Genomic DNA, 13,641 nt, shown 5'->3' with positions numbered 1-13,641 from the left:
TACCTTTTAGTTATAATATATAATGTGTGGATGAATCACACATTCATATTGAACGTCTTATTTAATGTTGGGAATAACGGTGCTTAGGGCTTCGACGGCTTCGCTATGGCTTACACCTTCCTTGATGGCCACGAAGATGGTGTCTGCACCGGCAATGGTTCCGAGAAATTCTGGAAGGTCGCTGTTGTCGATGTTCCAGGCTATGGAACTGGCATAGCCAGGACGAGTCTTTATCACTGCCATGTTGCCGGAGAAGTTCAGACTGACAAAGCCTGGCATCTGCATCATCTCCTTGACTGTTGATGGCGTGGAGACGCGTTTGTACATTGACTCGTTGGGCAGCACGTAGACATAGTTTCCGCTCATCGTTGCTGCCTTTGCCACTTTCAGCTGCTTGAGGTCACGGCTTAGGGTGGCTTGAGTGAGTTTGAAACCTTCCTTTTGCAATGCGCTCAACAACTCTTCCTGACTACCCAGCTGCTGGCTTGAGATAATCAGACGAAGGGTTTCGAGACGGGTGTTCTTAATCTTCATACGTTATTCTCTTTCTATGCTTTTTACTAGCGAAAAGTATATTTATGCGTAATTTAGGTGCAAAAGTACACAGTATTCTACTTTTTACCAAATATTTTTGCATATTTTGTGTAAAAAGCTGTTTAAGAATATGTGTGAATGTATATTTATTTCAATATTATTTTTTTACCACCCACAATATAGATGCCTTTTCCTGTCTTTTGAACCTGTTGACCGTTGAGGTTGTAAATCTTTCTGTCAGCTTCTGTTGTGGCAGAATAGCTGTTAGCTACAACCTTTTTAATGTCATCGGGCACTTCGGGTACTTCGACCGTGATGTTATAGATATCACTGTAGGCAGAATTTGTGTTGTTCGGTTCGCCAAACTCACCATAGTTCTTATATACTATAATAAACCAATAGCTATTGCTTTTCGTTATGGGCACTTCAAGGTTGATAGTCTTGTAGCCTCCGGCAGGTACGTTTATCTCAGCATCTGTGCTTGAGGTGTAGTACCATCTGTTTCCAGTGTAAGGCACGAGGGTCCAGATACGTATGAAGTCATCGTATTCGTTTTGTCCGTTGTTTCTCACGCTAACCTGTAGCTTTACCTTGTCGTCCTTTACCACACCATTGGTGAGGTTTGTCACCTTGCCGTTGCTGAACTTGAGGTTTTGGGCTTTGGCAGGAGCAATGGTGATGGATTCCTCTGCTATTGTCTCGAATATCTCGTTCCAGACCTTGCTGTCTGCATCCCATTCCCAATAGCGTCGTGCAATAACGATTTCGTTCTCGCCAACCTTGTCTGCCTTGAAGGTCATCTCCAGCTCGCCAGTCTCGTCTTTTTCTAACTCAAACTGTCGTCCACCCATGTTTTCGCCGTTGACTCTTAGGTAAAGGGCTTCGTTGAAGAATGTTCCATAGTTGTCGATAGTGGCTTTTACAGTCAGCGTTCGGCCTTTCTCGAGCTTGCCTGTTACCTCTATCTCTCCGTCGAGGTATATATACGGTGAGGTAAGTCGCATCTTGAGACCATTTACCTCAGCTATGATGCTGTATTTGTCTGCACCATGGTTTCTGTACCATGTGTCTGTGCCTACCTCGCGGCTAACGTTGGTTATGAAATATGTGCCATCTGGTAGCGCTGGTATTGCTGCTGTATGCTTGGCAGCTGAATATCCCCATGTGTCTCCCAGGTTTACGTCCCATTGCCGTTCAACATATTTCAATGTGTTGTCTTTGTCGAATACGCCTACTCCAAGCTCGAAATGCACAGAGTCGCCAGTGAAGTTGCGGGTCTCTGTGGTATAGTTAACGGTGAACTTTTTATTATACTTGCTTACCGTGGCCTGCTCAGTTTGAATACTGTAAATAGTCATTATCTTCGGCTTGTCGGGCACCACGCCTGTGTTTGGCTGTGCGTTGATGATGGCTTCCTGAGAGATGCTGTAGCCGTCGGTGCTCGAACTTGCGCCAATGCCGCTGTTGCTACCAGGATCAAGGATGGAGAGCAGAAAATAACCGTTGTTGCTTCCGCCCCATCCCCAGTTCACGTGATAGAGGCCATTCTTGTCGTAACCATCGATGACGAAGGCATGACCGCTTTTCACTGTCGAGCCTGCGTAATAGACAGGGCGGCTGTTTGCCAATTCGTTATAGATGAGGCTGTCCCATGCGGCGGCCTTGAAATCGTTGCGGTCTATAAGCTCTGTTGCTGCGTCGTAGTCGAAATATGACTTCAAAGCAACCGCCACATTGTTGGAGTATGCAGCGCTGCCACCGTTTTCCCCTAAGTTGTAGTCCATCAACACCGAGGTGCCGCAGAGTTGCATGAGCTTTGCTACGGCATTCTTCTCAGCAGTAGTCTCTGTACCTGTATATTCATCTTTCATGTTCTTCCAGTCGATAGTGGTTATGCCAATGGAGGAAACCTCTTTTTTAAGCGTCTCTGTCGTATATGCAGGTATCTTTGCTGTAGTCTTTTCTGGATATTTGTAATAGTTGATGACCTGAGCCATGGCTGTTGCAACGCATCCAGTCACCGTGTGCTCATTCTGATATGTAGGACAATAGTTGTAATATGGTTCACCCTGATTCCAAAGACTCTTCAGCAGGGGTCTTACTGATGGGTGTTCTTTCGTTTGGGCTACGGCAGTATAATTATGTGTTGACAGATAGTGCAGCTGACTGTCGTAGCTCTGGAACCATGTCTTCATGTTCTCCGGCATGTTGGTCACATCGAACTCTCCTTCGTCAGCATAGCCGAGGATGGCAGGAACACGGTCATCGCCACTGATGACCACGAAGCCGTTTTGCTCGCCAATGTTAAAGACGTAATAGCTTGTGAGAGAATCTGTCTGGCTAATGGCAATGGCATTGCCCCTTGCTGCAAGTCGCATGCCTTGGCGTTGTGAGGCAGCACGGTGTGACTTGACAAACAGTAGGGCTTTATGCTGTGCTTCTTCGGTTGTTATATGACCTGCGAATGAAAGCTGGCAGAGGAATAGACATATTAATGCCAGAAAGAACTTTTTCATAAATAAATGAATATGAAGGGATTTATTATACATTTTCGGCTGCAAATTTACAAAAAAACAAGCTGAAAGAACAACTCTTTTCTGTTTTTTAAATAAGAAACTTTGCTTCTTCGCGTTTTTTGATTATTTTTGCCGACGGATAATTCCAAATGAACAGTAAATAATCAAGTTGTAAAAGAAAATAAATATGAAGAGTTTTATTAATGTAGAGGACATTGGTCCATTGGAGAAAGCGTTGGCTGAGGCAATGGAAATTAAGAACGACCGTTTCAAGTATCAGCATCTGGGCAAGAACAAGACGCTCATGATGATATTCTTTAACAACTCACTACGCACGCGATTGTCAACACAGAAGGCTGCAATGAACTTGGGCATGAATGTGATTGTGCTCGACGTGAATGCAGGAGCATGGAAACTGGAGACTGAGCGTGGCGTGATTATGGACGGCGACAAGAGTGAGCATCTGCTTGAGGCTATACCTGTAATGGGTTGCTATTGCGATATCATTGGAGTGCGCTCGTTTGCAGGACTGACAGACCGTGAGTATGACTATGCTGAGACTGTGCTCAATCAGTTTATAAAATACAGTGGAAAGCCGGTCTTCGCCATGGAGACTGCTACGGTGCATCCACTTCAGGCATTTGCAGACCTGATAACCATTGAGGAACACAAGACTGATAAGCGCCCGAAAGTGGTTCTTACATGGGCTCCACATTGTCGAGCATTGCCACAGGCTGTGCCAAACTCCTTTGCACAATGGATGAATGCTGCTGAGGATGTTGACCTGGTAATAACCCATCCAAAGGGCTATGAGCTTGATCCCGCATTTGTGGGCAATGCACGTGTGGAGTATGACCAGCGTAAGGCTTTCGAAGGTGCAGACTTCATCTATGCAAAGAACTGGTCGAACCCAGGCGTGACATGCGCTGCTGACTACGGAAAGATTACATGCGAAGACCGTTCTTGGACTGTTGACACCGAACACATGTCGTGGACAAACAATGGCAAGTTCATGCACTGTCTTCCAGTACGTCGCGGACTTATCGTTACCGACGACGTAATAGAGTCTGAAAACTCACTGGTAATTCCAGAAGCGGCAAACCGCGAGATTTCATGCTCGGTGGTTCTAAAGCGAATGCTCGAGAGACTGTAGACTTTGAAGTTTAAAAAATAAGAAAAGCGCGGCATGTGTCGCGCTTTTTTGTGCCTTCGTAGTAAAAGTCTTAAGGTATAAGGTTGGTCGATATGTTGCAAAGGTAGTCCTTTTTTCTGTTACCGCAAAACTTTTCTTGGAATTTTTGAATAATATAAACGAAATATTTTGTACTTCGCTCGATATCCTATAGTCATTAACGCGAAGCCACTTGCTCAATGAACTCACTTGGCTGTAGTCCGAACTCTTTCTTGAAGCATGTTGAGAAATATTTCGGGTCCTTGAATCCCACTTGATAAGCAAGGTCGCTGACACGTAGGTCAGGGTCGGTGAGTGCCAGTCGTTTGGCTTCTTTCATACGGATGTCACGAATGAAGGCAGACACGTTCATGCCGGTGATTGAGCGCAGCTTGTTGTATAGTGTAGATGCGCTTGCTCCCATCTCAGCTGCAAAGGCATCACGGTCAAAGTCGCTGTCGGCGAGATGGGCATATACGCAGTCAATGGCTTTCTTCAGGAAACGTTCATCGGCGCTTGGTGATGATGAGGTGGCCTTGAGGCGACTCTCTTCAACCGTCTGTGCCTTAAACTCTCGGCGTATGCGCTTACGGTTTTCAATGATATTTCTGATGCGAAGGTCGAGGTCGCCCAGTTTGAACGGTTTGATGATATAGTCGTCAGCTCCTATGAGCATAGACTTTTCTCGCTCCTCGTCCTGATTCTTTGCTGTCAGTAATATGACGGGCAGATGGCTCATGTTCGAGTCGGACTTTATTCGCTCAGTCAGTTCGTTGCCGTCCATCTCAGGCATCATGACATCGGAGATGACGAGGTCAAGCTCTGTTTCTTCTATAACCTTCAGCGCTTCTTGTCCGTTTGTAGCAGTAAATATGTTGTATTTGTTGCTAAGCAGTGTCTGCATGAGCATGAGCAGCTCAATGTTGTCTTCTACTATTAATATATTGTATATGTCTTCATCGGCAGATTCTCTTTTCTCCACTTTGGTTGATGGAGTCTCCTGTGGTGTAATCGAAGAAATGTCGAGAATGTATGTTTGTGGCTTGTTTAGGTCAACAGGATGAGCCTCGTCAATCTGTGACTCAGTAAATGACTCTTTGTTTATTGGAATGGTGACAGAGAAAGTTGTCCCCTTGCCTTCTTCACTACGGCAGTTGATATTGCCACCATGAAGATACACGAGATCGCGCGTAAGAGCAAGTCCAAGTCCGGTGCCAATGGTGTTCATCTGTCGGTAGTTGCCGTCCTGAAAACGCTGGAATAGGTGTTTCATCGTCTCATCGCCTATGCCGATACCGTTGTCTTCTACGCGAATGGTAATACTGTCGTATGTCTTGTTTGTACAAACCTTCACCGATACCTTTCCGCCTTCAGGAGTGTATTTAGCTGCGTTTGATATTAGGTTGTATATTATTTTGTCGAGTTTGTCAGTGTCAATCCATCCCATCATGGAGCGGGGCTGGCACTGTACGCTGAACTCTATCTTGCGTTTAGCCATTAGTGGCTCCAAGCAAAGTGCTGTGTGGCTGATATATTCCATTACATCTCCTTGCGACACAAGCAACTTCAGTTCACCTGATTGTAGTTTACTCGTCTCAAGAATCTCCTGTAACAGGTGTACCATGCGGTCAATGTTGAGGTTTATAAGGGCATAGTCCTGGGCAAACTGCGGATTCTGCTCATACATTCGCTCAACAGATGCTGATATGACGGTGAGTGGAGTTAACAACTCATGGCTGATGTTTGTATATACTTGTCCCATCTGGAGCTTGTTCCTTATGTGGACACTACGGATGTAAAGTACTCTTAATAGAAAGAATACCAATATTATAATTAAAGCAATAATTATGTAAATTGCAATATTCATATATTCATTAGGTCTTTGTTTGCGGTTGCTAAGTTACATATTTTATTGTGAATAACACTTTTTATGGAGATAAAAAAGTCGATTATAGGTTTAAAATGCGTTGTTTTTGGGTGAAAATGCGTTATTTTGTTGATTTTTAATCTAATTTTCCCGAAAAGTGAACCTATTTTTATAATAAATGAGATATATTTGCAACACCAAATGATTTTAATGGTTAAGGTTTATGGTTGATTAATTTAGTTTTTCAAAACTACGGAAGAGTTCCGCTGTGAAGCGTAACTCTTTTTTTGTGTGTGTAAGTGTTGCGTTTTGCTATGTTTTACAAATCACTGTTGTTTTTTAAAAAGATAAAACACAGTTAATATTTTTTAATGGTTCTGTCGGGTATGGGAAAAGTATTGTATCTTTGGCCCGACAAATCAATATTTTATTCCAATAATGAAGAAACTATTATTTGCTGCAATGGCAGCTGTAACCTTGTGCGCTTGCAATAGCGAGCGTGAGTATCTTGATTTTCGCGGCTTGTCACTAGGCATGTCTGCGAAGAATATGTGTGACTCACTTCTGCTGAAAGGCTTTGAGATTGACACCAATCTTACTGATGAAAGCACTTATGTGCTCTATAATGCTAAGGAGTATTGTCGTGTTGACATCATGCAGAACAATGACACAATCTCTGATGTGCTGGAGAGCTATGTTGCTTCTTATAATGATTCTACCACTCAGATCTACAATGAACGTCATGAGCAGTTCAATGCACTCTATGGTTGGGCATTAATGAAGCACAGTGCTGATCTTCACAAGGAAGCTCACTATCAGACTGATGGCAAGGGCGCTCTCGTGCTGACTCTTCATAACACGCATACGCCTACCGTTAGTGTCCGCTATTCAACAGAACCTGATAAGCTAATGCCGTAATCAAGACTTCTACATATAAAAAAGCTGAGTTCTTACAACTAAGGACTCAGCTTTTTTTATGCTTATTACTGTTGTTGTTATGCGTTTTTCGACTTCCACAGCTGTGTCATCTCCTCAAGGGTCTTACCCTTTGTTTCAGGAACGAGGCGCCATACGAAGAAGGCAGCAACCAGGCAGATGAAGCCGTAGAGGCCGTAGGTAAACCAGTGTCCGAAGTCATCGCCTTCTGTGAGATGCATATTGAACATTGGGACAAAAGTCGATGACACGATGAAATTGAATATCCACTGGAATGCCACTGCAATTGCTACGGCAGCACCACGGATGGTGTTGGGGAAGATCTCGGCAATGAGAACCCAGCAGATGGGGCCCCATGAGAACATGAACGATGCGGAATAAACCATGATAGAGAGCATGGTTGCCATCTCCATGCCTTTGTGTCCGAATGTTATTGCTACGCCCATGGCACCAATGGCCATGCCTATTGAACCGCAGATGAGCAGAGGCTTGCGTCCGAGTTTTTCTACTGTGAATACTGCTACGAGAGTGAACAGAATGTTTACAACACCCATCACAACTGTATTAACCATTGGGTTGGTCATGCCCATGTCTTCGAAGATTCGTGGAGCGTAGTAGAGCACTGCATTGATACCTACTGCCTGCTGGAATACGGAGAGCATGATGCCTACAAAGATGCAGAGATAGCCATAGGTGAACAGACGCTCTGTCTTTACAGTTATGGTATCCTTAATGTCTTGCAGAATCTGCTGTGCGCGTGTAGCACCGTTGATTTTGGCAAGTATGCCCTGTGCAGCATCATATTTGCCAATCATTACGAGATAGCGTGGTGTCTCAGGAACGAAGCATATGAGAATTGCGAAGAGACCTGCGGGTATAGCCTCGGAGCCGAACATGTATCGCCAACCTGTGCTAATGGTCCATGGGTCGCTGCCTGGCAATACCTGATTGATGCCCTCTATAGCTTTTATAACAGGATTTGTATGCTCTCCAAGGATGAGGAAGTTTACGAAATAAACTACCAACTGACCGAAGATGATAGCGAACTGGTTCCAAGAGACGAGCATACCGCGGATGTTAGACGGCGCAACCTCACCGATGTACATTGGGCAGATGGCAGAGGCGAGACCTACGCCGATACCACCAATGACGCGGTAGATGTTGAACATGATAAGCAGTGAAAAGCTTGGCTTGCCGTGCTCGAAGAAAAGAAATTCTGGCTCCATGGAACCCAGTGCTGACACGAAGAACAGCAGACCGGCAATAAACAACGAGCGCTTACGGCCGAGATTTGATGCCATGAGACCTGAGAGGGCTGAGCCGATGATACAGCCGATGAGTGCTGATGAGGAAGTGAAGCCATGCATGAAGTTGCTGTACACGAAGTCGTTCGCTCCCATGAAATAAGCCTGAAGACCTTTCTCTGCTCCAGAGATGACGGCAGTGTCGTAGCCAAAGAGCAGTCCGCCAAGTACGGCTACCATCACAATGCCGATAAGGTAGCCGCGGCTACCGTTTTCGTTTGTCTGATTCATTTTTTTCTTTTGTTTATTTAATAGTTGTAGATTTTGAGTGCAAAGATAACAATTAAAATGATAATAATGAATGGTTTTATCGCAGAAAGATACAGAAATACACATTTAATAAACAATACTATACTTACGAGTAAGGTATGGATAATACTGATACCTCATTTCGCATGTTCAGAAAATGAAAATACCCAAGTAGTTAAGGAAGCTACTTGGGAATTTGTTTTGTGTCGACACTTGGATTCGAACCAAGGACCCCCACCATGTCAAGGTGATACTCTAACCAGCTGAGCTATGCCGACGAGGGCGTTTATGTTTTAAAGCTTGAGAGCCTTTGTGCGCCTGACAGGACTCGAACCTGCACGTCGCGAGACACTAGATCCTAAGTCTAGCGCGTCTACCAATTCCGCCACAGGCGCAAGTGTGGTTGTTAAACGCGGCTGCAAAGGTAGCGCTTTTTACCGAACTGTGCAAATTATTGGGCTAAAAGTTTCCGTGCAAACTCTATGATAGTGTCCTCGCCCTTTGCAAAATCTGTATCGCTGATGCTTACCTTATAGTCGGGATCAACACCAAACTCGCCCGACTGCTTGTTGACATCGTAGGCGGGTACTGCCGAGAAGCGTACTATCCATCCGTTGGGGAGCGAGCTTGAGAACGGCATGCCTGCACCTCCGCCTGTATGGTCGCCCACAATCTTTACGTTGGGCATGGCTCGCATGTACATGGTAAACTCGTTGGCAGCACTATATACCTGTCGGTTGGTGAGTACGCAGACACCTTTGTGCCAGCGTAAACCTGACGACGGTTCCACATATCGTGGTTTCAGTTCTGAGAAATCGTTATGACCTTTGCCTGTCTTATGTTGGATGTAGCCGACAAGTGTCTTCTCATTGCAGAAGCGCGATGCCAGCATGTTGGTGTTAGTCAGTTCGCCACCTCCATTGCCGCGTATATCGATGATGATGCCCTGGCATAGGATCATGTGTAGGAGTATATCGTCGAGCGCGCCTTCACCTACGGCGTCTGAGAAACTCTCATAGCGTATATAGCCGATGTTGTCGTCAAGTATGCGATACTTCAATCCCGACGCAATCTTGTAGTCGGTGCCAAGGTAGCGTCTAAGAAGGGTGTCGCTGAGATTTGTGGGATAGTTCTCGTACCAGGACCAGTTACGTCCCAGGTCGTGAGAGGCAACAAGGTTCACGTGTCCGTCGCGTAGCTCTCCAAGCATTTCCGACAGTACCTCGAACAGCTGTGTTGAGCGCATATCCTTATTTACGCGTACCTTATATTTATTATATACTGTGTTCCAGTCAAGTCCTATCTCCTTCTGTTTGTAGTCAAGGAAACAGTAGCGTTCGTCTATAATCTTCCATAAGGCCTCGAAATTACCTTGTGGGGTGTTGTCGAATTCATCTTCGTCAACACATGCTGTCAGCGTGAATATGAAAGCTCCCAGTAAAAGAATGTATGTGAGCTTCGATATTATTGGCGAAAGCCTATGTGAAAGCAATGATAGTGTCATGGGCGGTATTTGATTATTTGGAAACGTTTCACGAAGCCTATCATGACGTTATGGGATATGACATGCTGTTTCAGATTGTTCACTTTCGCTTGCTGGTAGTCACCGAGATAGCCTAGCGAGAGTGTCCACGTGTCGTTGAGGGTACACTGGATAGTAAGTTGTTGTCGGAAGGTAGGTGAAGTGGCGAAGGATGTTGCCACGATGTTATGATCGTAGTCGCCAAGGGAAAAAATCTCATAGTATGACTGTCCGTAGTTAGGACTGAACATGGCTCCCATCAGTGGCAGGTCTATCTCATAGCGTGCCTGCCATTTCTTTCTGAATAGCATGAACTGATAGGTCGCTATGCCTGATGGCATGATGTTTAGATATAATCGGGCCTGGGCAGGGTTGTTTGCTACTCCTCGTGTGTTATAGAGCACTCCCAGTCCAAAGTCGGCCATCGGACCTGCCTGTAGTTTGAGGTTGCCGTCAAACAGTGGTAGCTGCCAACTGAAATAGCGTCCATAGAAGAAATTGTAGGTCGCCTCAAGCATTGATTCGTTATCAGCACGGTCTTTTGATGATGAGAGCGAGAACTGATTCTGGAAGATGTTCGACCATCGTGAGCCAATCTTCTGTTTCTCGCTGATGCTGAGGAACGTGATGCCTTCACCCTTGAACTTCTCTTGTGACAGATAGGTGTCGAGGATGTCTTTCGCACCTATGCCTACCTGATAGCTCTGAGTGGTTATCTGGTCGTTTACCTTACCTTCAGTCTGAGCTGTGCAGTTCGTGACAGTAAGGAATAGGGCTGCGAAAAGTATGGACAGTTTAATCTTCATCGGGGAATAGTCTTAGTTGACCAGTCATTTCGTCGATAACCTGCTGTTGGCTTTTGCCTGCATCGGGATCAAGGTCTTCCTCCTCGTTCTCAGCATTTTCAGGCTCTTCTTCCGGCTCTTCAGGGAATCTCACCGGCTCCAGCTCGGTTATGCTTTCTATCTGCCATGTAGATATGCGCTTGCCTTTTGCTTTGAAGCCTTTAACTGATATGAACTGTTCTGCGTCGATGTCTTCTGAGCCTCGGAACTCATCGGCACCACCGTAAGTCACGCGTATCAATGGATAGACGACGTCGGTGAGCAACACCAGCTTTGAGGCAGGGTTGTCGCTGAGCCAGTTCTGCTTGCGCTTTGTTGCCTCCATGAGGAAACGCTTTATGTAAGGATAGCCTTGGTTGTCGGCATCGAAAAGCACCGCTGTCCATACCTTGTCGGCTTCGAACTTCTCTATGCGCAGTATGTTCTCCTCATAGTGGTTGTTAACATCGAAGTTGCTAAGATAGAAGTCACCGTTCTTCAAAACCACCAGTATCTGGTCATCATCGTAGAACTCGCCGAGCAGGGTTCCGTGGTCATCGTAGTTTAGACGGTTGACATCTGGATCATACCACACCTTGCGTCCGCCGAGTGTAGAGTGCCCATGACTCTTAAGTCCAATCTTGTGAACAGGCTTCTTCGTCAGGATGTTTCCTTTTGATGCACGTCCTTTGATCATCACATCGGCAAATGAGCGTTCGAGGAAGATGCTCATGCGTGGGTTCGTCGCCTGCACTGAGGCGTCAAGCGTGATCTTTATTACCTCTGCCTCTCCATTAGGATTAGCGGTGAAGTACATGACCTTCGAATTTGGCGTTCCCAATGTAAGGTCATACTCGCGGTCGCGTGTTATGCCGGTGATGTTGAAGCGCTTGATATAGCATGGACCTTTCTTGCCGTCGCGATATACAACATTGTAGATGGTGCGCTTGTCGCTCTTCTTGAATACTCCGAGCCACATGACGTTCTTACCGACAAACAGCTTTTCTGCTACGCGCACAACCTTGTACTTACCATCTTTGTAGAACAGTATGATGTCGTCGATGTCGGAGCAGTTGCACACGAACTCGTCTTTCTTCAGGCCTGTACCGATGAAGCCTTCTGTTCGGTTGATGTAAAGCTTCTGATTTGCTTCTACCACCTTTGTCGCCTCAATGGTGTCGAAGTTGCGGATCTCGGTCATTCGCGGATGATCCTTGCCGTATTTGTCTTTCAGGAACTGGAACCATCCTGCCGTTACCTCAGTGAGGTTAGCAAGGTCGTGGTCTATCTGCTCTATCTCGGCTTTGATGCGAGCCATCAGCTCGTCGGCTTTCTCCTTGTTGAACTTCAGTATGCGCTGCATCTTTATCTCAAGCAGTCGGAGGATGTCGTCTTTTGTTACTTCTCTTACCAACTGCGGATAGAACGGAGTAAGACGGTCATCGATGTGTTCGCATACTTTGTCTACATTTGGTGCCTCCTCGAATTTCTTGTCCTTATAGATGCGCTCCTCGATAAAAATCTTTTCCAACGAACAGAAGTGATATTGTTCGAGGAGTTCGTTCTTACGGATCTCCAGCTCTTGTCTTATTAAATCCTTTGTGTGATCGGCCGAATGGCGTAGCACGTCGCTGACGGTGAGGAACTGTGGCTTCTGGTCGGCAATGACACAGCAGTTAGGCGAGATGTTTATCTCACAGTCGGTGAAAGCATAAAGTGCGTCAAGTGTCTTGTCAGACGAGACACCAGGGGCCAGGTGTATCTGTATCTCTACTTCGGCCGAGGTGAGGTCAGTCACGTTGCGTGCCTTGATCTTTCCTTTCTCTATGGCCTTGGTGATACTCTCAATGAGTGTGCCAACGGTCTTCGTGAACGGAAGCTCGCGTATGACGAGAGTCTTCTGGTCGAGTTTCTCTATCTTTGCACGTACCTTGAGCACGCCGCCGCGCTGTCCGTCGTTGTATTTCGTTACATCGATGGAACCGCCTGTTTGGAAGTCTGGGTATAGCTGGAAAGGCTCGCCATGCAGATAGCTGATGGCGGCATCGCAAATCTCGCAGAAGTTATGGGGAAGAATCTTTGAACTAAGACCTACAGCAATGCCTTCGGCACCTTGCGCAAGAAGAAGCGGAAACTTCACTGGCAGCGTGATTGGCTCTTTGTTGCGACCATCGTATGACAGCTGCCAGTCCGTTGTCTTAGGATTGAAAACCGTGTCAAGTGCAAACTTTGAAAGACGTGCTTCGATATATCGTGGGGCAGCGGCACGGTCGCCTGTGAGTATGTTACCCCAGTTTCCCTGTGTGTCTATCAGCAGGTCTTTTTGTCCTAACTGTACCAGGGCGTCGCCTATAGAGGCATCGCCGTGGGGATGAAACTGCATGGTGTGTCCCACAATGTTTGCTACCTTGTTATAGCGACCATCATCCATGCGCTTCATGGAGTGGAGTATGCGTCGTTGTACTGGCTTTAGGCCGTCCTCTATATGAGGCACGGCGCGCTCCAGGATAACGTATGAAGCATAATCCAGAAACCAACTCTGGTACATGCCGCTAAGGTGGTGTACCACCGAAGCGTCGAAGCGGTTCACTGGCTTATAGTCGCTATGGCCTTCGGCAAGACCAGAGGCATCTGTGCCTTCTGTCTCTTCAGTGTTTAGAATCTCGTCTTTGATTTCGTCGTCCATCGTTTGCTGTTTTTCGGTTTAGCTGCAAAGGT

9 protein-coding genes and 2 tRNA genes are annotated in these 13,641 nt (G+C 46.1%); 2 read left to right on the top strand and 9 right to left on the bottom strand.

The window, feature by feature from the left end; all coding sequences use genetic code 11:
* Nucleotides 1–57 precede the first annotated feature (57 nt).
* Both M1L52_RS01980 and M1L52_RS01975 read right to left on the bottom strand, forming a co-directional pair.
* Nucleotides 58–534 carry an arginine repressor gene (locus tag M1L52_RS01980; RefSeq protein WP_248613139.1) on the bottom strand — a complete coding sequence of 159 codons (477 nt, stop codon included), beginning with the start codon at nucleotides 532–534 and terminating at the stop codon, nucleotides 58–60.
* A 146-nt stretch (nucleotides 535–680) separates the two neighbouring features.
* Complete coding sequence (locus tag M1L52_RS01975; protein WP_248613138.1) at nucleotides 681–3,050, bottom strand: C10 family peptidase; 2,370 nt, start codon at nucleotides 3,048–3,050, stop codon at nucleotides 681–683.
* A gap of 187 nt (nucleotides 3,051–3,237) precedes the next feature.
* Between M1L52_RS01975 and M1L52_RS01970 the strand changes: the two genes are divergently transcribed.
* A complete protein-coding gene (locus M1L52_RS01970; RefSeq protein ID WP_248613137.1) occupies nucleotides 3,238–4,203 on the top strand; it encodes an acetylornithine carbamoyltransferase in 966 nt (321 codons plus the stop codon).
* Between the two features lie 196 nt (nucleotides 4,204–4,399).
* Here M1L52_RS01970 and M1L52_RS01965 read toward each other — a convergent pair whose 3' ends face one another.
* Nucleotides 4,400–5,983 carry an ATP-binding protein gene (locus M1L52_RS01965; RefSeq protein ID WP_248613136.1) on the bottom strand — a complete coding sequence of 528 codons (1,584 nt, stop codon included), beginning with the start codon at nucleotides 5,981–5,983 and terminating at the stop codon, nucleotides 4,400–4,402.
* 543 nt (nucleotides 5,984–6,526) lie between these two features.
* Here M1L52_RS01965 and M1L52_RS01960 point away from each other — a divergent pair.
* On the top strand, nucleotides 6,527–7,006 hold the full coding sequence (locus M1L52_RS01960; RefSeq protein ID WP_248613135.1) for a hypothetical protein: 480 nt from the start codon (nucleotides 6,527–6,529) through the stop codon (nucleotides 7,004–7,006).
* Nucleotides 7,007–7,083: 77 nt separating this feature from the next.
* On the opposite strand, the gene xylE is transcribed toward M1L52_RS01960, so the two are convergent.
* The 6 genes from xylE to M1L52_RS01930 form a co-directional block, all read right to left on the bottom strand.
* Nucleotides 7,084–8,664, bottom strand: a complete 1,581-nt coding sequence (xylE, locus tag M1L52_RS01955; RefSeq protein ID WP_262917926.1) for a D-xylose transporter XylE — start codon at nucleotides 8,662–8,664, stop codon at nucleotides 7,084–7,086.
* A gap of 117 nt (nucleotides 8,665–8,781) precedes the next feature.
* Nucleotides 8,782–8,855 (bottom strand) — tRNA-Val (locus tag M1L52_RS01950).
* A 35-nt stretch (nucleotides 8,856–8,890) separates the two neighbouring features.
* Nucleotides 8,891–8,972 (bottom strand) — tRNA-Leu (locus M1L52_RS01945).
* 56 nt (nucleotides 8,973–9,028) lie between these two features.
* The gene (locus tag M1L52_RS01940; RefSeq protein ID WP_248613133.1) at nucleotides 9,029–10,081 is read right to left on the bottom strand and encodes a S41 family peptidase; all 1,053 of its coding nucleotides are present in this window, start codon (nucleotides 10,079–10,081) and stop codon (nucleotides 9,029–9,031) included.
* Nucleotides 10,078–10,905: a DUF3316 domain-containing protein gene (locus M1L52_RS01935; protein ID WP_248613132.1), complete on the bottom strand. Its 828-nt coding sequence runs from the start codon at nucleotides 10,903–10,905 to the stop codon at nucleotides 10,078–10,080. The genes M1L52_RS01940 and M1L52_RS01935 overlap by 4 nt, the downstream gene beginning before the upstream one ends.
* Entirely contained in the window at nucleotides 10,895–13,609 is a 2,715-nt protein-coding gene (locus M1L52_RS01930; protein ID WP_248613131.1) for a DNA gyrase/topoisomerase IV subunit A, read from the bottom strand. The genes M1L52_RS01935 and M1L52_RS01930 overlap by 11 nt, the downstream gene beginning before the upstream one ends.
* Nucleotides 13,610–13,641 lie beyond the last annotated feature (32 nt).

It is taken from the genome of Prevotella sp. E13-27 (assembly GCF_023217965.1).
Lineage (GTDB): Bacteria > Bacteroidota > Bacteroidia > Bacteroidales > Bacteroidaceae > Prevotella.
Note: the sequence above shows the minus strand (reverse complement) of the source record. Positions and strands in the feature narration are given on the sequence as shown.

What these genes read in the sequence shown, in the direction of transcription:
- M1L52_RS01980 (WP_248613139.1), bottom strand. Translation starts at nt 534, where the DNA reads ATGAAGATTAAGAACACCCGTCTCGAAACCCTTCGTCTGATTATCTCA.
- M1L52_RS01930 (WP_248613131.1), bottom strand. Translation starts at nt 13,609, where the DNA reads ATGGACGACGAAATCAAAGACGAGATTCTAAACACTGAAGAGACAGAA.
- M1L52_RS01975 (WP_248613138.1), bottom strand. Translation starts at nt 3,050, where the DNA reads ATGAAAAAGTTCTTTCTGGCATTAATATGTCTATTCCTCTGCCAGCTT.
- M1L52_RS01965 (WP_248613136.1), bottom strand. Translation starts at nt 5,983, where the DNA reads ATGGGACAAGTATATACAAACATCAGCCATGAGTTGTTAACTCCACTC.
- M1L52_RS01960 (WP_248613135.1), top strand. Translation starts at nt 6,527, where the DNA reads ATGAAGAAACTATTATTTGCTGCAATGGCAGCTGTAACCTTGTGCGCT.
- M1L52_RS01940 (WP_248613133.1), bottom strand. Translation starts at nt 10,081, where the DNA reads ATGACACTATCATTGCTTTCACATAGGCTTTCGCCAATAATATCGAAG.
- M1L52_RS01970 (WP_248613137.1), top strand. Translation starts at nt 3,238, where the DNA reads ATGAAGAGTTTTATTAATGTAGAGGACATTGGTCCATTGGAGAAAGCG.
- M1L52_RS01935 (WP_248613132.1), bottom strand. Translation starts at nt 10,905, where the DNA reads ATGAAGATTAAACTGTCCATACTTTTCGCAGCCCTATTCCTTACTGTC.
- xylE (WP_262917926.1), bottom strand. Translation starts at nt 8,664, where the DNA reads ATGTGTATTTCTGTATCTTTCTGCGATAAAACCATTCATTATTATCAT.